At 48.6% G+C, this 22,781-nt stretch carries 27 protein-coding genes; 26 read left to right on the plus strand and 1 reads right to left on the minus strand.

The features are described 5' to 3' along the window. Positions 1 to 31 precede the first annotated feature (31 nt). The 22 genes from HJV72_RS04070 to HJV72_RS04175 all read left to right on the plus strand — a co-directional run bounded on the left by HJV72_RS04070 (position 32) and on the right by HJV72_RS04175 (position 19,090). Positions 32 to 1,045: a flagellar motor switch protein FliM gene (locus HJV72_RS04070; protein WP_208068880.1), complete on the plus strand. Its 1,014-nt coding sequence runs from the start codon at positions 32 to 34 to the stop codon at positions 1,043 to 1,045. A gap of 57 nt (positions 1,046 to 1,102) precedes the next feature. Continuing rightward, positions 1,103 to 1,462, plus strand: coding sequence for a response regulator (locus tag HJV72_RS04075; protein ID WP_066580855.1), 360 nt, complete (start codon positions 1,103 to 1,105; stop codon positions 1,460 to 1,462). A gap of 23 nt (positions 1,463 to 1,485) precedes the next feature. After that, positions 1,486 to 1,929: a flagellar basal body rod protein FlgC gene (gene flgC, locus HJV72_RS04080; RefSeq protein ID WP_208068882.1), complete on the plus strand. Its 444-nt coding sequence runs from the start codon at positions 1,486 to 1,488 to the stop codon at positions 1,927 to 1,929. Positions 1,930 to 1,963: 34 nt separating this feature from the next. Beyond that, a complete protein-coding gene (fliN, locus tag HJV72_RS04085) occupies positions 1,964 to 3,337 on the plus strand; it encodes a flagellar motor switch protein FliN (protein ID WP_208068885.1) in 1,374 nt (457 codons plus the stop codon). 13 nt (positions 3,338 to 3,350) lie between these two features. Next, positions 3,351 to 3,701, plus strand: a complete 351-nt coding sequence (locus HJV72_RS04090) for a flagellar biosynthetic protein FliO (RefSeq protein WP_208068887.1) — start codon at positions 3,351 to 3,353, stop codon at positions 3,699 to 3,701. Further along, on the plus strand, positions 3,698 to 4,360 hold the full coding sequence (fliP, locus tag HJV72_RS04095) for a flagellar type III secretion system pore protein FliP (protein WP_208068888.1): 663 nt from the start codon (positions 3,698 to 3,700) through the stop codon (positions 4,358 to 4,360). The genes HJV72_RS04090 and fliP overlap by 4 nt, the downstream gene beginning before the upstream one ends. A 15-nt stretch (positions 4,361 to 4,375) precedes the next feature. Further along, the gene (gene fliQ, locus HJV72_RS04100; RefSeq protein WP_049728543.1) at positions 4,376 to 4,639 is read left to right on the plus strand and encodes a flagellar biosynthesis protein FliQ; all 264 of its coding nucleotides are present in this window, start codon (positions 4,376 to 4,378) and stop codon (positions 4,637 to 4,639) included. Between the two features lie 12 nt (positions 4,640 to 4,651). After that, the gene (gene fliR, locus HJV72_RS04105; protein ID WP_208068889.1) at positions 4,652 to 5,425 is read left to right on the plus strand and encodes a flagellar biosynthetic protein FliR; all 774 of its coding nucleotides are present in this window, start codon (positions 4,652 to 4,654) and stop codon (positions 5,423 to 5,425) included. 16 nt (positions 5,426 to 5,441) lie between these two features. Next, entirely contained in the window at positions 5,442 to 6,503 is a 1,062-nt protein-coding gene (flhB, locus tag HJV72_RS04110) for a flagellar biosynthesis protein FlhB (protein WP_208068890.1), read from the plus strand. Between the two features lie 3 nt (positions 6,504 to 6,506). Next, the gene (gene flhA, locus HJV72_RS04115) at positions 6,507 to 8,576 is read left to right on the plus strand and encodes a flagellar biosynthesis protein FlhA (RefSeq protein WP_208068891.1); all 2,070 of its coding nucleotides are present in this window, start codon (positions 6,507 to 6,509) and stop codon (positions 8,574 to 8,576) included. Positions 8,577 to 8,585: 9 nt separating this feature from the next. Next, positions 8,586 to 9,410, plus strand: coding sequence for a sigma-70 family RNA polymerase sigma factor (locus HJV72_RS04120; protein ID WP_208068892.1), 825 nt, complete (start codon positions 8,586 to 8,588; stop codon positions 9,408 to 9,410). Beyond that, positions 9,391 to 10,143: a flagellar hook-basal body protein gene (locus tag HJV72_RS04125; RefSeq protein ID WP_208068893.1), complete on the plus strand. Its 753-nt coding sequence runs from the start codon at positions 9,391 to 9,393 to the stop codon at positions 10,141 to 10,143. The genes HJV72_RS04120 and HJV72_RS04125 overlap by 20 nt, the downstream gene beginning before the upstream one ends. Before the next feature lie 15 nt (positions 10,144 to 10,158). After that, positions 10,159 to 10,869: a flagellar hook-basal body protein gene (locus HJV72_RS04130; RefSeq protein ID WP_208068894.1), complete on the plus strand. Its 711-nt coding sequence runs from the start codon at positions 10,159 to 10,161 to the stop codon at positions 10,867 to 10,869. A gap of 19 nt (positions 10,870 to 10,888) precedes the next feature. Further along, positions 10,889 to 11,515 (plus strand): chemotaxis protein CheC, encoded by a 627-nt coding sequence (locus HJV72_RS04135; RefSeq protein ID WP_208068895.1) that lies wholly within the window; start codon positions 10,889 to 10,891, stop codon positions 11,513 to 11,515. Next, positions 11,502 to 11,990: a chemotaxis protein CheD gene (locus HJV72_RS04140; protein WP_208068897.1), complete on the plus strand. Its 489-nt coding sequence runs from the start codon at positions 11,502 to 11,504 to the stop codon at positions 11,988 to 11,990. Before HJV72_RS04135 ends, HJV72_RS04140 begins: the two co-directional genes overlap by 14 nt. Before the next feature lie 100 nt (positions 11,991 to 12,090). After that, positions 12,091 to 13,005 (plus strand): chemotaxis protein, encoded by a 915-nt coding sequence (locus HJV72_RS04145; RefSeq protein WP_208068898.1) that lies wholly within the window; start codon positions 12,091 to 12,093, stop codon positions 13,003 to 13,005. Beyond that, the gene (locus HJV72_RS04150) at positions 13,005 to 14,330 is read left to right on the plus strand and encodes an EAL and HDOD domain-containing protein (protein WP_208068901.1); all 1,326 of its coding nucleotides are present in this window, start codon (positions 13,005 to 13,007) and stop codon (positions 14,328 to 14,330) included. The genes HJV72_RS04145 and HJV72_RS04150 overlap by 1 nt, the downstream gene beginning before the upstream one ends. A gap of 32 nt (positions 14,331 to 14,362) precedes the next feature. Beyond that, on the plus strand, positions 14,363 to 15,136 hold the full coding sequence (locus HJV72_RS04155; protein WP_208068903.1) for a ParA family protein: 774 nt from the start codon (positions 14,363 to 14,365) through the stop codon (positions 15,134 to 15,136). A gap of 15 nt (positions 15,137 to 15,151) precedes the next feature. Beyond that, positions 15,152 to 15,793, plus strand: a complete 642-nt coding sequence (locus HJV72_RS04160; RefSeq protein ID WP_208068905.1) for a late competence development ComFB family protein — start codon at positions 15,152 to 15,154, stop codon at positions 15,791 to 15,793. Positions 15,794 to 15,884: 91 nt separating this feature from the next. Continuing rightward, positions 15,885 to 18,290: a flagellar filament capping protein FliD gene (fliD, locus tag HJV72_RS04165; protein WP_208068915.1), complete on the plus strand. Its 2,406-nt coding sequence runs from the start codon at positions 15,885 to 15,887 to the stop codon at positions 18,288 to 18,290. Positions 18,291 to 18,311: 21 nt separating this feature from the next. Beyond that, on the plus strand, positions 18,312 to 18,677 hold the full coding sequence (locus HJV72_RS04170) for a flagellar export chaperone FliS (RefSeq protein WP_208068916.1): 366 nt from the start codon (positions 18,312 to 18,314) through the stop codon (positions 18,675 to 18,677). Further along, a complete protein-coding gene (locus tag HJV72_RS04175) occupies positions 18,674 to 19,090 on the plus strand; it encodes a hypothetical protein (RefSeq protein ID WP_208068917.1) in 417 nt (138 codons plus the stop codon). Before HJV72_RS04170 ends, HJV72_RS04175 begins: the two co-directional genes overlap by 4 nt. 47 nt (positions 19,091 to 19,137) lie before the next feature. Here the strand turns inward: HJV72_RS04175 and HJV72_RS04180 are convergent, their stop codons facing one another. After that, positions 19,138 to 19,818 (minus strand): C39 family peptidase, encoded by a 681-nt coding sequence (locus HJV72_RS04180; RefSeq protein WP_208068918.1) that lies wholly within the window; start codon positions 19,816 to 19,818, stop codon positions 19,138 to 19,140. A gap of 66 nt (positions 19,819 to 19,884) precedes the next feature. Here HJV72_RS04180 and HJV72_RS04185 point away from each other — a divergent pair, with 66 nt between their 5' ends. From HJV72_RS04185 to HJV72_RS04200, 4 genes are all read left to right on the plus strand, one after another. Then, positions 19,885 to 20,637 carry a cell division ATP-binding protein FtsE gene (locus HJV72_RS04185; RefSeq protein WP_208068925.1) on the plus strand — a complete coding sequence of 251 codons (753 nt, stop codon included), beginning with the start codon at positions 19,885 to 19,887 and terminating at the stop codon, positions 20,635 to 20,637. Further along, on the plus strand, positions 20,609 to 21,934 hold the full coding sequence (locus HJV72_RS04190) for a nucleotidyltransferase family protein (RefSeq protein ID WP_208068927.1): 1,326 nt from the start codon (positions 20,609 to 20,611) through the stop codon (positions 21,932 to 21,934). The genes HJV72_RS04185 and HJV72_RS04190 overlap by 29 nt, the downstream gene beginning before the upstream one ends. A gap of 69 nt (positions 21,935 to 22,003) precedes the next feature. Further along, on the plus strand, positions 22,004 to 22,330 hold the full coding sequence (locus HJV72_RS04195; RefSeq protein ID WP_208068929.1) for a flagellar biosynthesis anti-sigma factor FlgM: 327 nt from the start codon (positions 22,004 to 22,006) through the stop codon (positions 22,328 to 22,330). Continuing rightward, positions 22,323 to 22,772, plus strand: a complete 450-nt coding sequence (locus HJV72_RS04200; protein ID WP_208068930.1) for a hypothetical protein — start codon at positions 22,323 to 22,325, stop codon at positions 22,770 to 22,772. Before HJV72_RS04195 ends, HJV72_RS04200 begins: the two co-directional genes overlap by 8 nt. The last annotated feature ends 9 nt before the right edge of the window (positions 22,773 to 22,781 follow it).

Here is a 22,781-nt window from a genome sequence, read left to right on the forward strand (position 1 = left end):
GGCCAGATAAATAAACAACAGGAGTGTGGCTATGGCAGATGTATTATCACAAAGTCAGATTGATGCGTTGCTCAATTCTATGATGAATGGGGACGCAGCGGATGAGCCCAAAGAGGAGAAGCCGGAAAAAAACTGGAAAAAATATGATTTTAAGAGTCCGAAGAAGTTCACAAAGGATAAGCTGAAGCTTCTGAAGGGCATTTACGATAATTACGGCAGACTTGCATCATCTAGGCTGAACGGCGTCTTAAGGACGGCCTGCGAGATGGAAGTATTGTCTGTGGAAGAGCAGAGGTATTTTGAATTCAGCAATATACTGAGTGAAAACGATGTCATGATGATGCTGAATCTGAAGCTGCCTGATGAGTCCAAGAATCCGCCAATGATGGTTCACATAAGCCAGAAGCTTATGGTGAATATGATAGACCGCATGCTTGGAGGGACAGGGGACGACGATGATGTAGATTCATCCTATACCTATACGGAGATTGAAAGCGCGCTGTACAGGAAAGTGATGAAATATATGCTTGATATAACGAAAGACGCCTGGGGCAATTATATAAAGATAAATCTGGGCGAACAGCGTCTTGAGGAAAATCCTGGGCTGTTTCAGGAAATCAGCCTGGATGAGCCGGTGGCAATCGTACTGCTGAATGTAAAGATGCAGAGCATAGATGGACGAATAACCATATGTATCCCCGGCAATCTGCTGATGAATATATTTAATATCATAGATAAGCGCAAGCATATAGAAGGTGCATATGATGAGAGGATAGACAACAGCAGAGAACTCATAATGTCCCGGCTGAACCGGAGCGCTATGGAGATAAGGGCGGAGCTTGGAGAAGCAAAGCTGAGCATGAGAGAAGTGTGCGGACTGAAGGTGGGTGATGTCATAGATTTGAATAAGCCGAAGGAATCAGACATCGTACTGTATGTGGAAGAACAGCCGTGGTTCAAAGGAAAGCTGGGCGCACACAATAAGAATGCCGCAGTCAAGATAAAGCGGTGCATACAACAGGAGGAAGCACCAGTAGATGAATAATCTGCTGTGTCAATATAAAATTAAACTAACGATTACTGAAGAAAGAGGTAAAGAATAATGGCAAAAATCATGGTGGTAGACGATGCGGCATTTATGAGGATGATGGTAAAAGACACGCTGTCCAAAGGAGGATATACCGATATCTGCGAGGCGGCGGACGGGGCAGAGGCTCTGCAGATGTATAAGGATGAGAAACCGGCACTCGTACTGATGGATATCACGATGCCGAATATGGACGGGCTGGAGGCTCTGAAGGCAATCAAGGCTTTTGACCCGGGAGCCACTGTCGTCATGTGCTCCGCGATGGGACAGGAGACAATGGTTATAGAAGCAATCAAATCCGGAGCAAAGGATTTCATCGTTAAGCCGTTTAAGGCAAACAGGATCCTGGATACGGTATCTAAGATTATCGACTAGCTTATAAGAGGGAGGAGACAGATATGTCTTTTTTGAGTTCTTTGAATATCAGCGCTTCAGGATTGACAGCGCAGAGGCTGAGGCTGGACATAGCGTCTGAAAATATCGCCAATATAGAGACGACCAGGACTGAGGAAGGCACGCCGTACCGGCGGAAAATGGTCGTGCTTGAGGCAAGGGAGGATAACTTCCGGACTGTACTTAACAGAGCCATGGATGGAAAGAACAGGACGTCACAGGGGGGCGTGGCAGCTGCGGCAATCGTAGACGATGATACGGAATTGAAGGCAGTGTATGACCCTGAGCATCCGGATGCGGATGATAACGGCTATGTTATGATGCCAAATGTGGACATGATTAAAGAAACAACAGATGCGATGTCGGCAACCAGATCTTATGAAGCAAACATTACTGCTTTTAACGCGGTGAAATTAATGGCGCAAAAGGCCTTGGAAATAGGGAAATAGGAAGGCTTAACGTTTGCCGGAAAGAGAGTTAATAATGGACGTAAAGAAATTGAGTTCGATGGAAATTGATGCTATAGGCGAGATACTGAATATCAGCCTGGGGGCATCAGCAACTGCCATTTCGACAATGCTGGATGCAAGAGTTGACATAACGACGCCAATCGTACAGGTCAGAGACAAAAACGAATTTGAGTTTGGTAATCTGGAACCCGCCGTAGGGGTTGAAATCATATATATCGAGGGGCTGACAGGCAGCAACATCATGCTGCTCAAACGTAACGATGTGCGTGTTATCGTCGAGATGCTTATGGGAATGGAAATTCCTGAGGAAGAATTTGAGCTGGACGAGATGAACATAAGCGCCATCTGCGAAGTCATGAATCAGATGATGGGGGCTTCCGCCACAGCCCTGTCGGAACTGCTTGGCAAGGCTGTGAACATATCCACTCCTGTATCCTTTGAGATAGAGAGCCCTGAACAGTTCAAGGGTAAGTATTTTACAGAAGAAAGCCCGATGGTCGTAATCGGCTTTACACTGCGGATTGCAGATAAGATGGAAAGCGAATTTATGAACCTGATGCCAATCGGACTGGCTAAAGAACTTGTGGCAGGATTCTTTTCAGATGGCATACCGGACATTGCGGAAGAAGAGGTGCCGGCTTCACAGGAAGAAGCAGAACCTTCAGACAATATCCAAACAGATGCTATCATTCCTGCCGGAGATATTCCGACAGAACAGGAGACGGCCGAAGAAGCGCTTCCGGCGCCTGACGTGCCTGCCGGTACAGCCGATGCGGCGCCGCCTGTGGGCGAGACTATGCAGAATGTAGCAGCGGCGCCTTCGGGCGAGACTCCGCAGAGTGCAGCAACAGCCGCGCCCCCGGTCATGCCTCAGGCAGTGCCACCGGTGGCGGAACAGACGGCCCCGCCCGCGAATGCCGTTCAGCCATCCGGCTCCCCGGCCGGTGCGGTGGATGCCCAGTTCATGAATTCCATGACACAGATGATGGAAATGATGAAGCAGCAGATGGAGATGCAGCAGATGCAGCTACAGCAGATGAAGCAGGCGCAGTCATCAGGGCCGAAAAAGATAAAAGTCAATCCGGCCCCACAGCCTAATCTGGAAGGTGGAACGGATGACGCGGAACTTCAGGACTCTAATCTGGAATTGATTATGGGAGTTCCCCTGGAGGTGTCTGTTGAAATCGGGAGGACGAAAAAGCTGGTCAAAGACGTGCTTGAACTTAACAAAGGTTCACTTGTCGTATTAGATAAGCTTGCGGGAGAGCAGGTAGACTTGTTCGTCAATGGACAGTGTATTGCACAGGGCGATGTGGTCGTAGTGGACGATAACTTTGGTATCAGGATTACAGAGATTCTGGCGGATGAGATTCCGCTGGCACAGTAGAGGTGCGTAGGATATGCTGAAAGGATTTTTTACAGCCGCAGGTACGCTTCTGATCGTAGTGCTGATTCTGTATCTCGCCTATGTATGTTCAAAATATATAGGAAGAGCAGGACGGATAAAAGGGTCGTCAAGATATATACGGATGATAGATCAGATTGCAGCGGGCCAGGACAGGACGATTGCAGTAATCCAGACCGGTACGGGATACCTGCTCCTTGGTATTACTGCTACACAGATTACGGTGCTGAAGGAACTTGGCGAAGAGGATCTCCGGGAAATCGAACCTCCTGAGGGGCAGAAAGCTGAGTTTGCCGACTTCAGGACAGTAATGGATAAAATAGGGAAAAGGAAGCGAAGCGAATGAACACAGGGGCATTAGTCAACATCAACGGAAACCAGGTGCCGACATTAGAGATACTCGTCATGATGACAATCGTGATGCTCCTTCCCTCCATTGTAGTGATGATGACCTCGTTTGTCAGAATCATCATCATCTTATCTTTTACAAGGAACGCCATCGGGGTACAGCAGACCCCCCCGAATATGGTTCTTGTCGGAATCGCACTATTTCTTACGTTGTTCATTATGGATCCTGTCATAAAAGATATCAATACAGATGCATATGAACCTTACAAAAGCGGGGAGATAACACAGGATGAGGCATTAGACAGGGCAGTGGTTCCCATGAAAAGGTTCATGCTGAAGCAGACAGAGGTGAGTGCCCTCAACCTGTATGTAGATATGGCGGGAATTGAGGAGAAGACGGAGCCGGAAGATCTTCCGATGCGGGTAGTTATCCCTTCTTTTATGACGAGCGAGCTGAAACGGGGATTCATGGCAGGGCTGCTGCTGTTCATACCGTTTCTACTCATAGATATCATTGTTTCAAGCACGCTTATGTCCATGGGAATGATTATGCTTCCGCCGGCAACGATTGCGCTGCCGTTTAAGCTTCTGCTCTTTGTGACGCTGAACGGATGGGAGCTGCTGTTCTCATCTATAGTACAAAGCTTTAACTACTGACGGGAGAATTAGAAGATGACAAGTGGTGAAATTGGCGATTTGATGTATCAGATGTTCATACTGGCCGTAAAGCTTGGAGGTCCCATCCTTATCATAAGCATGGTGGTGGGAATCGTCATATCTATCCTCCAGGCTGCCACGCAGATACATGAACAGACGCTTACGTTTGTGCCCAAACTGATAGTAATAGGAATTATCCTCGTGATAACCGGTAACAGCATGCTCAAGATGCTGCAGGAATTCACAGAGCAGATATTCCGGTTTATCGCTGAAGGTTAGGAGATTATACATATGTTACTTGCAGGCACGCCGGAATTCCTTGTATTTACGCTCGTACTCATGAGGATGTCCGGGTTCATATTTCTCAATCCGGTGCTGGGAAGGAAGAATATCCCCCCCATCTTTAAGGCGGGGCTGGCACTTATGCTGGCACTGACCGTATATCCGCAGGCGGGGCCGGCAGAGGAAGAGGTGACTTCCGCGATTGTATATGCGGTACTCCTTCTGAAAGAATTTGCCCTTGGATATCTGCTTGGTTACGTCATGCAGCTGTTTGATATGATCGTCTCTTTTGCAGGAGCTGTCATCGATTTTCAGATGGGGCTGTCCATGGCTACGGTGTACGATGCCCAGAATGGTACTCAGATTGCACTTACGGGTAACATCTTACAGATATATTATCTGCTTTTGTTTTTTGCAGTTGACGGACATCTGGCACTGCTTAAGATATTGATGACTTCACAGGAAGTCGTGCCTTATGCGGCGCTTAAGTTTGGTTCGGGTCCGGTACAGGCGGTGCTGCAGATATTTACAGAGTGTGTCGCGCTTGCCGTAAAGCTTGCATTCCCAATCATTGCGTTTGAATTCCTTGTGGAAGTTGCAACCGGGCTTCTGATGAGAATCATCCCCCAGATCAACCTGTTTGTTATGAGCATTCAGCTGAGGGTCATCATAGGGCTGGCGATGATGGTATTCCTCATATCGCCGGCGGGAGATTTTCTGGAAGGTATCATCACCCAGATGATGCAGGGGCTGCAGGATATATTGAGAACAGTAAACATATAAAAGGATGTGATGAATATTGGCAGCGGACTCGAAAACAGAAAAAGCCACACCGAAAAAGCGCCGTGATGAGCGGAAAGAAGGTAATATATTTCAGAGCTCGGATGTGGTCAATGTCGTATTTGTATTCGTTTCCTTTTATATATTAAAGTTTATCTTTCCGGAGATATACGATACCGCCGGAAATTTTATGAAGAGATTCATTGGGCTGGCAGGAAACGTGACGGACCTTACAGGGCAGTCGGCAGGCGAATATGGGATGGAGTTTCTGGCGGCTGCGGCCAAGACGGTGCTGCCATTCGCATTAATCTGTATGGCGGTAGGGATTATCATGCATGGCATACAGACCAGGTTCCTGTTTACATCCAAGAACTTCTATCCCAAATTAAACCGGATCAGTCCGCTGCAGGGGATAAAAAAAATCTTCGCACTCAAGAATGCGATAGAACTCGTTAAAAATCTGTTGAAAGTTATCGTGCTCATCGTAATTATCTATTCGCTCCTGAAGCAGGACGCGATAAATGTAATCCGTACGATGGACATGAGCATAAGCGCTTCCGCGGCTTATACGTTCGATATGATTATCTCTATGATACTGAGGGTCTCCATGGTCTTTGCCGTAATTGCGTTTTTAGACTACCTGTTCCAGAGGTGGGATTATGAACGGAAGATAAAGATGTCCAAACAGGAAGTAAAGGAAGAGTTCAAGCAGACAGAAGGGAATCCGGAGATAAAAGGAAGAATCAGGGATATTCAGAAGCAGAGGGCCAGAAGCAGGATGATGCAGGCGGTGCCTTCCGCTGATGTCATCATCAGAAACCCGACCCATTTCGCGGTAGCGCTGTCCTACGACACCGACAAGAATAACGCACCAATTGTGGTGGCAAAGGGGATGGACGAGCTGGCACTGAGGATTGTAAAAGTAGGGGAAGAAAACAATGTGGCTGTCATCGAAGACAGGCCGCTGGCGAGAAGCCTCTATGCAGAGACAGAATTAAACCGGGAGATACCGTCGGAGTATTACGGTGCTGTGGCAGAGATTCTGGTATACGTATATAAGCTGAACAAAAAAATGAGGTAAGACATGAAACGAATTTTGAACAATGCGGTAGCTGCCTTTGTGATAGTTATTGTATTACTTATGATTATTCCCATGCCTCCGTTTTTACTGGATGTCATGATTATTATAAATATATCTTTGTCAATGATTATATTGCTTATAAGCATGAATATAAAAGAGCCGCTGGAATTTTCCATCTTTCCATCCCTGCTGCTCATAACGACATTATTCCGGCTTGGCATCAATGTCTCGTCAACAAAAAACATCCTCTCCCATCAGGGAAGCGCGGGACAGGTCATAAAATCATTTGGTGATTTCGTGCTGCAGGGTAATGTCATCGTCGGTTTTATCATCTTCATGATAATCGTACTTGTACAGTTCATCGTCATTACAAAAGGCGCAGAACGTGTGGCAGAAGTCGCGGCCAGATTCACGCTGGACGCCATGCCGGGCAAGCAGATGGCCATTGACGCCGACTTAAGCTCCGGCCTGGTTACAGAACAGGAAGCCAGGGCGAGAAGGACGAAAATACAGCGCGAGGCGGATTTCTACGGTGCCATGGACGGTGCGACGAAGATTGTAAAAGGTGACGCGGTCATGTCGCTTATCATCACCTTCATCAATCTGATTGGAGGTTCCGCCATAGGGATGCTGCAGTCGGGCATGGGTTTTTCAGAGGTGCTGTCAGTGTATTCCATAGCAACGGTCGGCGATGGTCTTGTATCTCAGATTCCGGCACTGCTTATATCTACGTCGACGGGAATGATCGTAACCCGTGCCGTATCGGAGGGCAGCCTGAACCAGGACGTATCAAAACAGTTCCTGGCACAGCCGAAAGCCATGATGATGACCGGTGGTGTACTTATCATTCTCATGCTTGTACCGGGCATGCCAAAAATCCAAATGGCATTTCTTGCCATCTTGTTTCTTCTGGCAGGATACCAGATATCGCGGAAGATTCAGGCACAGGCTGTGCTGGAGGAGGCGGCAGAGCGTCAGAGTGCGGATGCGGAGTCTGCTTCTCCGGCGACAGAGGAAGAATATTACAAAGATATCAACAACATATATAATCTGATTGGCGTAGAGCCGATAGAGATGGAATTTGGATACAGTCTCATACCTCTGGTAGATGAATCGAGCGGGGGAAAGATGATAAACAGGATTGTCATTTTCCGCAGGCAGTATGCTCAGGAAATGGGTTTTGTCATCCCGTCCGTCAGGCTTAGGGACAGTTCCAGTCTGAATACGAACCAGTATATTATCAAGATAAAGGGCGAAGAAGTGGCAAGGGGAGAGATACTTGTGGACCATTATCTTGCCCTGGAGCCAGCGTCGCCTGCCGGTGAGATAGACGGTATAGAGACGATTGAACCGGCATATGGGATTCCGAGCAAATGGATACTTCCGGAAAATAAAGAAATGGCTGAAATATACGGATATACCGTAATAGACCCGCTCTCCGTAATGCTGACGCACCTGTCCGAAACGATACGCCAGCATGCGTACGAGCTGCTGAGCAGGCAGGAAGTCAGCCTGCTGCTTGAGAATGTAAGAAAAACTTCTGCTGAGCTCGTCGACGAGGTAGTGCCTGGAATCATCTCTCACGGCAATCTTCAGAAGCTGCTTGTAAATCTGCTGAAAGAGGGCATACCGATCAAAGATATGGAAAGCATACTGGAAACGATTGCGGATGCTTCCGGAGCAGGGCTTGATATAACAGGAGTTACAGAGAATATACGTGCGGCACTGAAGAGGACCATAACGAGGAAGTTCTGTGAAGGAGGGCAGATGCGTGTCGTTACGCTGGATGCGGAACTGGAAAAGCTGCTTGTGACGAGCATGACCAAGAGCGAACAGGGAGTCTACCTCGCGGTAAGCCCGGATATAATGCAGAACATGCTCACCCAGATAGGAGAAGAGATGAAGAAATTCCAGGAGCTGTCTCAGGATACGGTAATCCTGACGAGCCAGGTGATACGCCCATACCTTTACCGGATGCTGGAACAGTTCTACCCATCGGTCTATGTGTTGGCTTTCAACGAGATTGCGGATAATATCCAGATACAGGCAGTTGGGAATATAAGAAAAGAGTAGGGGATGCTTATGGTACAGGAGAAGAAGCTGAAAAAGAATCTGGCAGACCAGACGAATGAAGAACTGCTTGCGCTCTACCGCCAGACCGGGAGGCTGGAGGTCAAGCAGGAGATTGCGCTCAGATATCTGTATATCGTCAAAAGCATCGCCGTGCAGATGCGCAATGTTTATGCCGGGTTCAGCCAGGTGGAAGACATCGTCAATGAAGGCGTCATCATGCTGATGAAAGCGATTGACAAGTATGAGGCGGACAAGAATGCCAAGTTTGAAACTTATGTCTCGAAGCGGATACGCGGTATGATTATCGACATCGCAAGAAAGCAGGACTGGATACCGCGTACGGTCAGAAAGAGCTACAGAGATATAAAGGAAGCGGCCGTAGCGTTTTATTCCGAGAACGGCAGGGAGCCTACCGCAGATGAATTATCAGAGCTGCTTGACATGGACAAAGAAAAGTTCAGGGATATCATGGGCAAGGCCAATCTGTTCTCTGTCCTGTCGCTGGATATGGTTCTTGAGGAGACAAAAGAACAGTACAGAAGTATACAGATACCATCAGACAAGAAAGAAGAGCAGCCGGAAGCACATCTGATGGATAAGGAATTCCGGCGTATCCTGGCAGAGGGGATACGGAACCTGAAAGACAATGAGCAGACGGTGATATCGCTGTATTATATAGAGGAGCTGAACATGAAGGAAATTGCAGGTATCATGCATGTAAGTGAACCGCGGATTTCTCAGATACATGCGGGCGCCATCAGAAAGCTAAAAGAATATATTACGGAAAAAACAAAGGTAGAAAAGGAGGGGTATCATGTTTCAGGGATTTTATAATCTTACATCAAGTGTCCTTACTCAGACGAGAAGGCTGAACGTCATAAGCAATAATATGTCCAATGTATCGACACCCGGATTTAAAAGCGACCAGTTTATAGCAAAGACATTTAAAGAAGAGATGATATACCGCAGTGGAAACAAGGACAAGAGCAATCCCACTCAGCTCGGGACTATGAACCGCATCGTAACCGCCGACAGGAACTATACGGATTTTGCTTCGGGAGGATATGCGTCCACGGATAGCCCGCTGGACTTCGCGCTCAATTCGTCAGGATTCTTCTGCATCCAATCGGGAAACGGAACCGTATATACGAGGAATGGTTCATTTTCTCTCGATGACGGAGGCTATCTCTGTCTGCAGGGAGTCGGAAGGGTACTGGGACAGAACGGTCCCATATACCTCGGTACGGATAAGATCGTCTCGGACAGCCTTGGCAATTTGTACACGGAGAATGGCAATACCTTTCTGGGGCGCCTGTCCATCGTAGACTTTCAGAATTATGATGCTAATCTGACAAAAGGGACCGGTGATGTGTTCACCGCCAATGGACAGGGTACGGCAGTGAATGGTAGTGTGGTTCAGAAGGCGCTTGAGAGCTCTAATGTAGAGCCGGTGGACGAGATGGCGCGTATGATGGCAAGCGAGAGGTCACTGCAAAGCAGCGCACAGGTATTGAAAATGTATGACCAGCTCATTGGAAAGGCTGTCACTCAGCTTGGTCCGGTATAAGAAGGAGGGTAAGGTATGAATGCTTCGTTTTATACTGCGTCCCGCGGTGCGAGGACGCAGCAGGAAAAGTTAAATGTAATCTCCAATAACTTTGCCAATATCAATACATATGGTTACAAAGCCAAAAGCTCTGTATTCCAGGACTTGATGTACTATAACATGAGAGCGGCAGCCGGTGAGACTACACAGCTCACTTCTGGTACAGGAACCGTGCTGGACCATACGAACACCGATTTCGGCCAGTCCGGATTCGGGGAGGGAGCCGGTGGATATGACTATGCCATATCCGGTGACGGCTTTTTTATGCTCCGGAATCCTGTAACCAATGAAATAAGCTACACGAGGAACGGACATTTTTCACTTTCCAGAAGGGCGGACGGCTTCTATCTGGTGTCAGATTCAGGCAAGCTCGTGCTGGACGGGGGGCAGAACCCGATTCGGGTGGCTGCAGGGGTGCTGCAGGGACGTCCGGGTGTGTACAGTTTTGCAAATACAGACGGCATGCAGAGCCTTGGGGAGAATGAATTTGTACCCATTCCAAAAAATGGTGCACCGGTGCTGAATACGGAGGCGAAACTGCTGGAAGGATATCTGGAGATGTCCAATGTAGATATGGCACAGGAGATGGCCAATACCGTGGAAGCGTCAAGAGCATATTCCTATATGCTGAAGATGGTACAGTCATCGGATGAGATAGAACAGACAATTAACAGTCTCAGAGGATAAAAGCAGGAAGGCGGAAATTATGGAGATTAAACACTACGACGATATGGGAGATATGGGGATGGACGTGATGAGAGAGGTGGGCAGCATAGGCACCGGTAACGCGGCCACGGCGGTCTCAGGACTTCTGAATACAGATGTCAGGATTACGCTCCCGGATGTAAAGATACTTGGTTTCAATGAAGCGGCAAACTATCTCGGTGAACCGGAGGAGGTGGTGGCTGCAGTGCTCGTTCAGATGTCGGGCGATTTGAAGGGAATTATGCTTTTCCTTCTAAAACTTGATTTTATCAATGCGGTCACGGAGACGATACTTGGCTGTAAGATAGAAGACTATTCTCAGATGGATGAGATGGCGGTGTCGGCGGTTACCGAGGTGGGCAATATTATCATTTCGTCCTATGTAAGCGCCCTGGCAGGGCTGGCCGGCATGGAGATTAATCTGTCGGTACCCGCGGTGTCCATCAACATGCTCGGAGGCATCTTAAGTGTACCGATGATCGAATTCGGCTATGAGACCGATAAGATTATGATGATAACGGGCAACTTTATCCTCGGACAGCACAAGCTTGAAAGCAGCCTGCTTATGCTGCCGGATATCGAGTCGTTGAATAAATTATTGAAGAAGCTGGTGAATGCAGGTGAATAAAGAGATTAAAGTCGGTATTGCCGACATGAAGATAACCCGCCAGGAAGGGACGCTTATCACATATGCACTTGGTTCCTGTATCGGAATCAGCTTCTACGACCCGGGAATCAAACTGGCAGCTCTGCTGCACATTATGCTTCCGGAGTCTAAGAACCCTTCTGAACCACAGGTATATAAGTTTGCGGATACTGGTATCCGGGAGACGCTTCGGCGGATGTCGGTATTCGGCGGCGTGAAAAGCCGTTACATCTGCAAGATAGCGGGGGGAGCCAAAATGTTTGAAGTACAGGGCAACAGCAGCCTGGCCAATATCGGGCAGAGGAATATCGAAAGCGTCCGTAATATTCTGAGAAAGGAACAGATACGCCTGACAAGACAGGAAGTAGGAGAGAACTACGCGAGAACCATGCTGGTGGACGCAGCGACAGGTAAAGTGTACATACGTACATTCGGCCGGCAGGAGATTGTAATGTGATTCTCAGTTATGAGATGAAAGGGTTATGCCGATATAATACATAAAGGGCGCGTTGCGCGGTTTATTATAACAGACAGGACAGGAAAGCGAGGAAAAAAGTATGGCGAATACGGAAATCTTGTTGGAATCAGGCACAAATGAAATAGAAATCATGGAGTTCACGATCTACGACGAACTCTATGGAATCAACGTGGCAAAAGTCAGGGAAATCATGATGACTGACAAAATAAAACCGGTGCCCCATTCCCATGATGCGGTAGAGGGGATATTCAAGCCAAGGGATATTATGCTTACGGTCGTAGACCTTCCATATTATCTAACCGGACAAAAAACAGAACCGCAGCCGAAAGATTTATTTATGGTCACCAACTTCAACCAGATGCATATTGCTTTCCGGGTACATACGGTGGTGGGAATACAGAGAATTTCCTGGGCAGATATAAAGAAGCCGGATAAAACATTAAATGGCGGGGAAGAAGGGCTTGCGACAGGGATTGCCCAATGTGGCAAGGAGCTTATCACTATCCTTGACTTTGAGAAGATTGTAGCTGATATCGCGCCGGAGACCGGCATCCAGCTTGATGAAGTGGAAAGCTTCGCAGGACGGAACAGAAGCGAATACTCGATTGTCCTTGCGGAAGATTCCGTGCTGCTTTCCCGTATGATAGAGACAGCGCTGACAAAGTCCGGATACTCGCAGATCTATAAGTTCAATAATGGGCAGGAGGCGTGGAACTACCTGTCACAGGTGAGAAATGAGGAAGTGCTGGACGATAAGGTGAGTCTCATCATCACGGATATAGAGATGCCGCAGATGGATGGGCACAGGCTGACGAAGCTCGTAAAAGAAGATGACAGGCTTAAAAAGATACCGCTCATTATCTTTTCATCACTCATCAACCCGGAGATGGAGATTAAGGGCAGAGAACTCGGCGCAGACGAGCAGCTGTCCAAACCTGAGATTGGACATCTGGTTGCCGTCATGGACCACTTGCTTCAGAGAGGAAGAGAATAATGGACAGATGTGTTGTGAGACAGGCGATTAAGGAGACGATGACCGGTAATATCATAGGTTATGAACTGCTGTTCCAGGGGAGCAATGACAGTTTTTACGATGAGCCCGAGACATCCGCGGCTGATATGATATCTAATTTTCTCATGAATAACAGCAATAAATTTGTATCTGACAAAATAATGTTTATCACATTTACACCGTCACTGTTATTCCGGAATACACCGAAGATGTTCGAGCCGGATAAGGTGGTTATCCAGATTGAAGATAACCTCATCATTCATCCTCTGGCAAGGCCTTTTATAAAAAAATACTGTGAACTGGGTTACCGGTTTGCTATCAATGACTTTCAGTTCTCACAGAAATATATGGAGATGCTGGAATATGCCCAATATATTAGAATCAATCTCTCTCAGGCAGAATCGACAGAATCTGCGAGAGGGAAGAAATCAATTGAAAATATCGTTAGTATGGCGCAGGGGACCGGTAAGAAGTGCATTGCCACCGGCGTGAATACAAAAGAGGTATATGATTATGCGGTCAAGCTCAAGGTAGATTATCTGGAAGGAAACTACGTAGCCAAGACGCTGGCAAGCAAGGTGGATAAAGTAAAGTACATGCAGGGAAACTTCTTCCAGCTCATGGTTGCCGTATCCGAAGACGAACCGGATATGGAAGAGATTGAGCGGATTGTCAGCAGGGACGCGGGTCTGACATACGCGATACTGAAGCTTGTGAACTCTGCATATTTTGCCCTGAGACGCAGGACCGCTTCCATCCGACAGGCACTCGTCACCCTTGGCATCACGCAGCTGAGGCAATGGGTCTATATGCTGAGCTTTGATTACAAAGGGAAAGACAGCAGTTCCGAAGAACTGCTCAAGATATCCTTCCTGCGCGCGACCTTCGCATCAGAACTTGTCGGATATATCAAGGAATGCCCAATCAGCAAGACCGATGCATATCTGATAGGTATGTTCTCGACGCTGGAATATATGGTGAATGCTACAGAGGAGGAGATACTGGAAGAGATACCAGTCAATCCGGAAGTGAAAAAAGCGCTTGTGTCACAGGAGGGGACTGCCGGTATGATATACAGGCTGCTTCTTGCGTATGAACAGGCAGACTGGAAACTCAGCAAAAAACTGTCGGAGAGCCTGGGCGTACCGACCTATCTACTGGCCCAGACATATATCGACTGCGTGGACGAGGTCAATGAGATATGGCAGGGACTGACGACAGAATATGACAGGCCGGGAGAAGAGCGCAGATTCATGAATTTTGATGATTCTGACGACAGGGAGCATCTGGAAGATGTTCTTTACTAAAGGAAAGAAAGCAGACTTGGAGGTATATGACAGTGGCAGTATCAATCGTGTTAACTAATCAGAAGGGTGGCGTGGGGAAGACGACGACTTCCGGCGCAATAGCCGCAGGGCTTTCTAAAAAAGGAAAGAAAGTTCTGTCGGTGGACTTGGATCCACAGGGAAATCTCGGATTCAGCCTCGGAATGAATATCGAGGACGGACATACCATGTACGAAGTCCTGAAAAAAGACATATCCGTCAGGGAAGCCATCCGTACTTCGGACGAGTATGGCGATGTGCTGACGTCTAATATCCTGCTGAGCGAAGCAGAGATGATTCTGAAAGGGGAAAACAGGCAGCTGATTCTCAAACAGGTGCTGAAGGAAGTGGAGGATGACTATGACTACTTCATCATTGATACGCCGCCTTCTCTAAATATACTTACAGTGAGCGGATATGCCGCCGCCGATTATCTTATCATACCTATGGCGGCGGAAATATTGAGCCTGGTCGGCCTCGTGCAGCTGAAGGAGACGATAGAAGCGGTACAGAACTCTGTCAATCCAGGCCTCCATGTACTTGGCATCCTTCTGACTAGATACAGCCAAAGGACGAATCTGGCGAGAGATGTACAGGATATGGCCAAGACAGTCGCATTCCAGATAGGAACGGAAATCTTCGATGCCAAGATACGTACCGGCGTGTCTGTGGCAGAGGCGCCGGCCCATGGAATAAGCATTTTAGATTATTCTCCCCGGTCTAACCCGTCAAAGGATTACCGGGAGTTCATAGACGAATTACTGCACAAAATCAAGAACCAGGCATAGGAGGGCGCAGACACAATGGCTAGGAAGACGAACAAGACGGATCATGTATTGAATCTATTGTCCAGCGGGAGTGACAAGGATAGCACGGAAGAGAGCAAGACAGTAAAGCCTCAGCCCCCGGTGGAACCGGATAAGGCGGCTTCTGTCTCTGTCGTACAGCCGTCTTCAGACAAAGAGCAGCTGGCGGACGCTATCCGGCTGTCTCTGGAAGAAGAGCTGGAGAAAGTACAGGAAAAGGAAGAAAAAGAAGAAAAAGCGGACGAAGAGGCGGAACAAGAAGTGCCGTCCAAAACGGAAGATATAAAAGGGGAAGCTGCTGAAGAGGCAAGACCGGAAGTGGACGGCAAGGATAACGGATCAGTGCCTGAACCGGAAGAGGATCTGGACTTCGCCTATGTGAATGTGATGGAAACGCTTGTCCAGGAACGTGTATTAGAATATATGGAGCAGTTCGGCATCTGCACCTGCCCGCGCTGCATCGCGGACACGTCTGCACTTGCGCTTACCCAGCTCCCGCCCAAATATGTAGTGGTAAGCAAGGCAGCCATATCTCCGCTTATGAACTTTTACTCTAAGAAATATGCGGGCCATATAACGGTGGAGATTACAAAGGCATGTATCCAGGTGGGCGATGTGCCGCATCATACGAAGAATTAGCGGTTTATACTTAACTATTCGGGACCGTGTGCCGATAAATGATATTATACAGGTAACAGAGAGACTTATCGTAATATAGAGGAGTGATGATATGGCATCTATCAGCGGATTAGGAAGTGCGAGCCTGAACAGTACATCCAGCTTGCGCGGTTACGGAGGACTGGCCAGCGGACTGGACCGGGACACATTGATTGAAAATATGACGTATGCGACGAGAAGCAAGATTGCCGCGCAGAAGCAGAAAAAGCAGACATATAAATGGACGCAGGAAGCGATTCGCAATATTACAGGGAAGGTATATGAATTCAGTAATACATACATGTCTTATTCGTCTTCTTCCAACCTGCTCGGAAGCAAGCTGTTCTCCAGGAACCAGGTTACAGCGCTCGGGGCGAACAGTAATTATGTATCCGTATCGGGGAGCAGCGTATCGGCAGATACTATCTCTATACTTGGCGTGAAGAGCCTCGCGCAGGATGCCAAGATGACTTCGTCAAACGCCGTGTCGAACCAGATGATGCAGACGGGGGGAATAAGCAATGACCTGTCTGTAGTAACGGATGCGGATGTGATATCAGGAGAATCGCTGTTTATAAAATATGGGACAAAAATGTATACCGTAACACTGAACCAGGGTGCGGAGTATGATTACAGTACGCCGGAGAAGACGGCAGAATCCATCAACAAAGTATTGTCCGGTATCACGATCGGCAATGGCAAGACGCTTGGAGATGTGATGGAAGTAAAAGAGGATGCAGGCAGGATGAGCTTCGTGAGCAAAGATACGTCAGGAAATACGCTTAAGCTTTCCGGGTCCACCGGAGATCTGCTGCAGGACCTGGGCTTCTTAGGCGCGGATGAAAGGTTTGAATTGCTGCCGGATTCCAGAACCGTTATTACGGCCGACGGGCTCGAGGCCGTGGAAGACGCACAGGTCACGAAACCGATGACACTGGCGGAACAGCTGAGTGAAAAGCAGATAAGCTTTTCATATAACGGCGCCGTCAAGTGGATTACGCTGGATAAGTATGAAACAACAAGCACGATGCAGGATGTCAGGGACGACTTGCAGTCCAAACTGAATGAAGCATTTGGCAGAGGCAGGATCCAGGTCGATCTTGCGGTTGACGCTACAGACAATACAAAGTCCCACCTTACCTTCAAGACAACGCTTCCGGGAGGAGGAGAGGATAAAAGCTCCGTACTGTCTATGACTGCGGCAGACAGAGGTGTGCTTGGACGCCACAGCGTATTTGGCATCCAGGGAGGGGAATCCAATCGGCTGAACCTTTCCGCAAGCCTGGCGGATTCCGGGCTCATCAGAGGCAGTGGCGTGGATCCGAGCAGACCCATGACAATCAAAAATGCCGGGGGAGAAGAGATTGACCTGAAGGATTACGGGCTGGACTGGAACAGTTCCGTCAGCGACATCATCAACAAGATAAATGAGACGAAAGAGCTCGGTATCAAGATTACCTACCAGTCCAACGCGGATCGGTTCGTGGTGCAGTCCACGGAGCAGGGGGCTAGCGGCGAGATAGATCTGTCCGGAGAGCTGGCGGACATCATGTTCGGGATAAAAGGGACGGATTACACGACAGAGGACGGTAAGGATGCGGTTATCCGGGTGAAGTACGCCGGTTCCGGAGAAGAGATGGAGATTACGCGCGGAAGCAACAGTATGACTATCGACGGGCTGAACCTGACCATCAAAGGGACGTTCGGATACGATGCCTCCGGCAACCATATAAGCAGCACGGAGGCAATTACGTTTGATGCACAGGTAGACGTGGAGAATACGGCCAAAGTAGTGAAGGAGATGGTGGAGGCTTACAATGAGGTTGTCAAGCTCATACACGATGAGGTAAGTCAGAAGCCGAACCGCAACTATGCCCCGCTTACGGATGAACAGAGGGACGAGCTGAGTGAAAGCGAGATAGAAAAGTGGGAGACAGAGGCCAAGAAGGGCCTGCTGTTCAATGATACGGATGTAAGTGCATTTGCTGACGGGCTCAGGTTCATCATTCCGTCAGATATGAGGTCGCAGTTTGAGAAGATGGGCATCACCGTGTCTACCAACTATGCAGATAATGGTAAGATTGTATTTGATGAAGAGGCGTTCAAGGCAGCTCTGGGCGAGAATCCGGATGCGGTCCGGGAAGCATTTTCAAAGGAAGCAGAGAAGAAAGATGACGGGACCGTCACCAAGGGAGGACTCATGACGAACATGAAGACCGTGATGGACCGCTATGCGTCGATGACCGGCGCTACGAAGGGCGTTCTCGTAGAGCGTGCCGGCTCTGTCTATGCGCCGACCACAGTGTTGAAAAATGGGCTGCAGAAGCAGATTGACGACATCGATGATTACATCGACCGGCTTAACGACAAGCTGAAAACAGAGCAGGACAGGTTCATCTCCCAGTTCACATCGCTGGAAACGCTCATCTCTCAGATGAACTCCCAGAGCAGCTACCTCAGCAACATGTTTGCACAGTAGGAAAGAAAGTGAGTTAGGCATATGAATGAAAATGGGTACCGCCAGTATAAAGAGCAGTCAGTCATGACCATGACAAAAGGGGAACTGCTGCTTCTGCTCTATGATGAACTGCTGAAAAGACTGAAAAGGGCAGAGCTGGCTCTGGATACGAAAAATTATGTACTGTTTGAACAGTCGGCGGGCCGTTCAGTGGAGATTGTGCAGTATCTGAAAGATACGCTGAACTATGAGTATACGCTGAGCAGAGAGCTCTCCAGCCTTTATGACTTCTTCTTGTATGAGCTCAGCAGGCTGAAAGCCGGAAGGAAGAAGGAGATAATCCGGGAACTTAAGCCGCTTGTCAAGGACTTGAGGGATACATTTGCGGAGGCTGAGAAGGCAGTATGAGCGGGGAATATTTGGAAGGCCTCCTTAAGGAGGTCATAAAGGAGCTGAGAGTTAAATACAGACATATGGACGAAATATGCCGTCTGACGAGGGAGCTTGCGGACGGCCTGTCCAGAGATGACAAGGTGACGGCCCAGATGGTGCTTGATATGCGGGGGAAAGAGCTGGAGGCTGCGGTAGAGTGCGACCGGCATATCCAGCTATACCTCACGAGCATTCAGGGAGAGGACGTACAGATGCTCTCCTGCCTGCTTGACGGCAGGCTGAAGGAGATGGAACTTCCGGACTCCGCCATGTGGAGGGAAGCTGCGGATATCGTGGAAAAGACAAAGAGCATATGGCAGCAGACGATGGAGATAGACCGGGTGACGAGCATGCGCCTGGCCGGGACAGACTCTTATTATAAGCAATAAGAAAACCTTTGAAACAATACAGGCATGTATTGCTTCAAAGGATTTTTCTATGGTCTGGAAAGTACCCATACCGGACCGCCGTCTTTTGCTGTCTTAGACAGCTGTCCGATTAGGGTTTCGGCAGGCCAGACGGCCAGAGAGCGCTCCGTGCTTGCGGGATCTGCGATGAGGATGCAGCCGCTGTCGTCATAACCGTAGGCGACGATAAAGTGGCCGGAATCAGAGAAGTCTCCGGGGCCCATCAGCAGCACTAGCAGCTTGTCCGCGGACAGCACCATGCGGAAAGAATCCGGTGTGATGGCTGCAAGCTTTTCCGCTTTCAGCCCGTAGCTTTCTGCACCGCGGGGAATAAGCCCGTGGACAGAGCCTCTGCCGGGTGAAAAATACCCGTTGGCATACGACCATCTGGCAGTATCTACAGGCGTAACCTCCTGTCCGGAAAGTGACGTGACTGCGATGGCGAGAGCCGTCGGACCACAGCCGTGCGATGCCATGGGATCCCGGCCACCGTACAGGTAGCTTCCCCAGGCCGGATCCCCCTGGCTGTACATGACGATGGGCATGGCCCGGCCTGTGCCGGCAGCCACCGTCTGGTAATCTGTGCCAGAGGCTGGTTCAGCTGGTGCCGAACCGGCAGGAGAGGCAAATGTTCCCGCCGAGGCCGGCAGAAGCAGGCTGCATACGGCACAGATACAGCACACACAGAGAACACGGGAAAAAGTCTTCATGAGGCGACCTCCTTAAATATAGGATACATACCATATATATCGGTATATAATGAGGAAAAATAAGATATGCAGAAGGAAATAAAGTTTAATCATGTGACGAAGATATTCGGTCAGGACACAATCGGCCTGGAAGATGCTTCCTTTGAAATCGAACATGGCGAGTTCGTGTTCATCGTGGGCAGAAGCGGATCGGGGAAGAGCACCCTGCTCAAGCTGCTGAGCGCCCAGCTGTTCCCCACATCAGGGGAGATATGGGTGGGCGGCTGTGAGACAGGACGCCTGACAAATAACCAGCTTCCGTATTACCGCAGGCAGTTTGGAATCATGGAGGCGGAGCTTGGACTGCTGAACGACCGCAATGTATATCAGAATATCAGCCTCGCGATGTATGCGACAGAACAGCCTCGGCATCTGATAAAGAAGAGGGTAGAGCAGACGCTGTCCACCGTAGGCATCGCCCACAAGGCTCTTGCGCGTCCTGGAGAGCTGTCGGTAGGAGAGGCTGCCAGAGCTCTGCTTGCCAGGGCAATCGTCATGAATCCCAAGATTATGGTGGTCGATGAGCCGACCGCGAACTTAAGTCCAGGTGCCGCCTGGGATATGATGTGCCTGCTCGATGAGCTCAACAGGCTTGGCGTGACTATGATTGTGGCAAGCCATGCAAGGGAGCTTGTATCAATCATGAAGAAAAGAGTGATTACGCTTGTGGCGGGGGCTGTGGCCGGAGACGAGAAGAAAGCGATCTATGATTTGAAGCGGATGGACATATTTGAGGAGAAAAGGATAGTTCATGAACGAGCAAAGAATAAGAAATTATGAGGTAAAATGCCTGCTGCAGCTGTTGGAAACGTTAATAAACGAAGAGGAGCTTCCAAAATGGAACAGGCAGCCAGAGTGGGGAAGCCTGTACAAGCTATCGGATTACCATAATGTTGCTAACATGATATACTATGCGCTGATTGGCATGGAGGGAGAGAAGCTGGCCCCGTGGAAGCCCAAATTTGAAGAGCGGTTCCATCAGGCGGTGCTGGCGGAGGAACGGTATTCCGTGGCGGTACCGGAATTACTGGAATTACTGGAGGAGCGGAAGATACACACGGTCGTCCTTCAGGAATATCGGATGCGTGCTTATTATCCACAGCAGGATATGAGAGCGCTTAAATGCGTCAGGCTGCTGACAGAAAAAGGAAAAGAGGAAAAGGTCAGGGAAGCGATGGCCTATCTGGATTATGAGAAGAAGGAATCCAGGACGGCAGGGGAGGACTGGTATTATAAAGTCCCCGGGGTTATGGCTGTCATAAGGTCAGAACTCCCCTTTACGAACAAGAAGATGCAGAAATACTTTGCAGTACCGGTCAAAAGCTATGAGAAGGAGAAAGGCCATAAATATATACATACCTTTATTCCGGAGGAGTATTATATCCATATCATAGGCTGTGCGGCAGAGAATTATGCGCGAGGCAGTCTGGACATACGTGACATGACCGACCTGTGGCTTTATTATCTGAAGGTATACAAAGATCTGGACTGGAAAGTCATCAATAAAGAGCTGGAATATCTTAGGCTGGAGGAGTTCCACATGTATCTGATACAGCTTGCGGCATACTGGTTCGGCGGTATGGTTTTTCCGGAAAATGACGCGGTATTTGATGCAATGGAGAAGTATATACTGACAAAAGGAATGCAGGGAAGGAAAATCAGTGCAACGCTGCTTCCACTCGTAAAAGAGGTGGCGGATTTTTACAAAAAAGATCTCAGGAGGAAACGAAGGGAGCAGATTCTGGACTGGGCATTCCCGCACATGGACTATATGGATACGATGTTCCCATCCCTTCACAAGATGCGGTGGCTTCTCCCTGCCTTCTGGCTTCTGAGACTTGGAAGGCTTGGGAGGCAGCAGGCCTATATTGCAGCAGCCAAAAGAATCAGGAAATTCCGCCATGCCTGGGCAGCGTTCTGGAATCCGAAAAAAGAGGCCATACGCAATATTGTCAATCCGAAGAAAGAGTATGTGGAGCGAAAGATTAGGAATTTTCGGCGCAAGAGCTTCGGGCTTGCAGAGGATGTCCGCCTGGAATTAAGAAAACAGATTCAAAAGTTAAAGAGAAAACCTTAATATTCATACTTGATTGACGATAATCTAAATATACAGAAGTTTATACTGATATGGAAGGAGGCAGCGGATATGGGTATTTCAATCGACAGCAACAATCTATCGAATCATTATATAAATAAGCTCGCTCAGACAGCCCAGGAGAGCAGGGCAGTCCAGAACGAGAAAGGGGACAGGAACTTTGACGAGATCCTGATTACTGCAAACAGCAGACAGATTGAGGAAAAGAAGATTACAGAGAAACTGGCACAGAAGACGATGCATGAGATACAGATGACAACACCTCCGGAAAAAATAGAAGCGCTGAAGAAAGCCGTTTCAGAAGGAAGATATGAAGTGGACGCGGACGCGGTAGCTTCGAGAATCCTTCTGCAGAAGGGAGAAGACGCCGATGAATGAGTTCAGTAAGATATTAGAAGAATTAATTACATTATTCCAGGAACTGACGTCAATAGAGAATATCAAGCTGAATGCAGGGAGGATGAACCAGGTATCCGCGGTAGAAGAATGCATGACAAAGGAGCAGTCCCTCATCATGCGCCTCAAAGGGCTTGACAAGGCACGTGAGAAGAAGCAGGAAGAACTTGGGTTCGGCGGCATGCGCTTTCAGGAAATCCTGGACCGTTTATCCGGGGCAGAGAAGGAGGCGCTTCTTATACAGTTCGATTCCCTGAGCCGGGAGATTCAGATGTTCCAGGAAGTAAGCGAAGATGCTGCCCGGATTATAGAGGTGAACATGCGCCAGCTTGACAAGGAGATTCAGAAGAGGGAAGGCCAGTTATATGAAAACAGTGGAAAAGAGCTGAAACAGGATAAGCACATGACGGACCGAAGTGTTTAGAATATAAGG

The organism is Extibacter sp. GGCC_0201, assembly GCF_017566055.1.
Lineage (GTDB): Bacteria > Bacillota > Clostridia > Lachnospirales > Lachnospiraceae > Extibacter.

Excerpts from the sequence above, each read along its gene's own strand:
- HJV72_RS04070 (WP_208068880.1), top strand. The coding sequence starts at position 32 with ATGGCAGATGTATTATCACAAAGTCAGATTGATGCGTTGCTCAATTCT.
- HJV72_RS04075 (WP_066580855.1), top strand. The coding sequence starts at position 1,103 with ATGGCAAAAATCATGGTGGTAGACGATGCGGCATTTATGAGGATGATG.
- flgC (WP_208068882.1), top strand. The coding sequence starts at position 1,486 with ATGTCTTTTTTGAGTTCTTTGAATATCAGCGCTTCAGGATTGACAGCG.
- fliN (WP_208068885.1), top strand. The coding sequence starts at position 1,964 with ATGGACGTAAAGAAATTGAGTTCGATGGAAATTGATGCTATAGGCGAG.
- HJV72_RS04090 (WP_208068887.1), top strand. The coding sequence starts at position 3,351 with ATGCTGAAAGGATTTTTTACAGCCGCAGGTACGCTTCTGATCGTAGTG.
- fliP (WP_208068888.1), top strand. The coding sequence starts at position 3,698 with ATGAACACAGGGGCATTAGTCAACATCAACGGAAACCAGGTGCCGACA.
- fliQ (WP_049728543.1), top strand. The coding sequence starts at position 4,376 with ATGACAAGTGGTGAAATTGGCGATTTGATGTATCAGATGTTCATACTG.
- fliR (WP_208068889.1), top strand. The coding sequence starts at position 4,652 with ATGTTACTTGCAGGCACGCCGGAATTCCTTGTATTTACGCTCGTACTC.
- flhA (WP_208068891.1), top strand. The coding sequence starts at position 6,507 with ATGAAACGAATTTTGAACAATGCGGTAGCTGCCTTTGTGATAGTTATT.
- HJV72_RS04120 (WP_208068892.1), top strand. The coding sequence starts at position 8,586 with ATGGTACAGGAGAAGAAGCTGAAAAAGAATCTGGCAGACCAGACGAAT.
- HJV72_RS04125 (WP_208068893.1), top strand. The coding sequence starts at position 9,391 with ATGTTTCAGGGATTTTATAATCTTACATCAAGTGTCCTTACTCAGACG.
- HJV72_RS04130 (WP_208068894.1), top strand. The coding sequence starts at position 10,159 with ATGAATGCTTCGTTTTATACTGCGTCCCGCGGTGCGAGGACGCAGCAG.
- HJV72_RS04135 (WP_208068895.1), top strand. The coding sequence starts at position 10,889 with ATGGAGATTAAACACTACGACGATATGGGAGATATGGGGATGGACGTG.
- HJV72_RS04140 (WP_208068897.1), top strand. The coding sequence starts at position 11,502 with ATGCAGGTGAATAAAGAGATTAAAGTCGGTATTGCCGACATGAAGATA.
- HJV72_RS04145 (WP_208068898.1), top strand. The coding sequence starts at position 12,091 with ATGGCGAATACGGAAATCTTGTTGGAATCAGGCACAAATGAAATAGAA.
- HJV72_RS04150 (WP_208068901.1), top strand. The coding sequence starts at position 13,005 with ATGGACAGATGTGTTGTGAGACAGGCGATTAAGGAGACGATGACCGGT.
- HJV72_RS04160 (WP_208068905.1), top strand. The coding sequence starts at position 15,152 with ATGGCTAGGAAGACGAACAAGACGGATCATGTATTGAATCTATTGTCC.
- fliD (WP_208068915.1), top strand. The coding sequence starts at position 15,885 with ATGGCATCTATCAGCGGATTAGGAAGTGCGAGCCTGAACAGTACATCC.
- HJV72_RS04170 (WP_208068916.1), top strand. The coding sequence starts at position 18,312 with ATGAATGAAAATGGGTACCGCCAGTATAAAGAGCAGTCAGTCATGACC.
- HJV72_RS04175 (WP_208068917.1), top strand. The coding sequence starts at position 18,674 with ATGAGCGGGGAATATTTGGAAGGCCTCCTTAAGGAGGTCATAAAGGAG.
- HJV72_RS04180 (WP_208068918.1), bottom strand. The coding sequence starts at position 19,818 with ATGAAGACTTTTTCCCGTGTTCTCTGTGTGTGCTGTATCTGTGCCGTA.
- HJV72_RS04185 (WP_208068925.1), top strand. The coding sequence starts at position 19,885 with ATGCAGAAGGAAATAAAGTTTAATCATGTGACGAAGATATTCGGTCAG.
- HJV72_RS04190 (WP_208068927.1), top strand. The coding sequence starts at position 20,609 with ATGAACGAGCAAAGAATAAGAAATTATGAGGTAAAATGCCTGCTGCAG.
- HJV72_RS04195 (WP_208068929.1), top strand. The coding sequence starts at position 22,004 with ATGGGTATTTCAATCGACAGCAACAATCTATCGAATCATTATATAAAT.
- HJV72_RS04200 (WP_208068930.1), top strand. The coding sequence starts at position 22,323 with ATGAATGAGTTCAGTAAGATATTAGAAGAATTAATTACATTATTCCAG.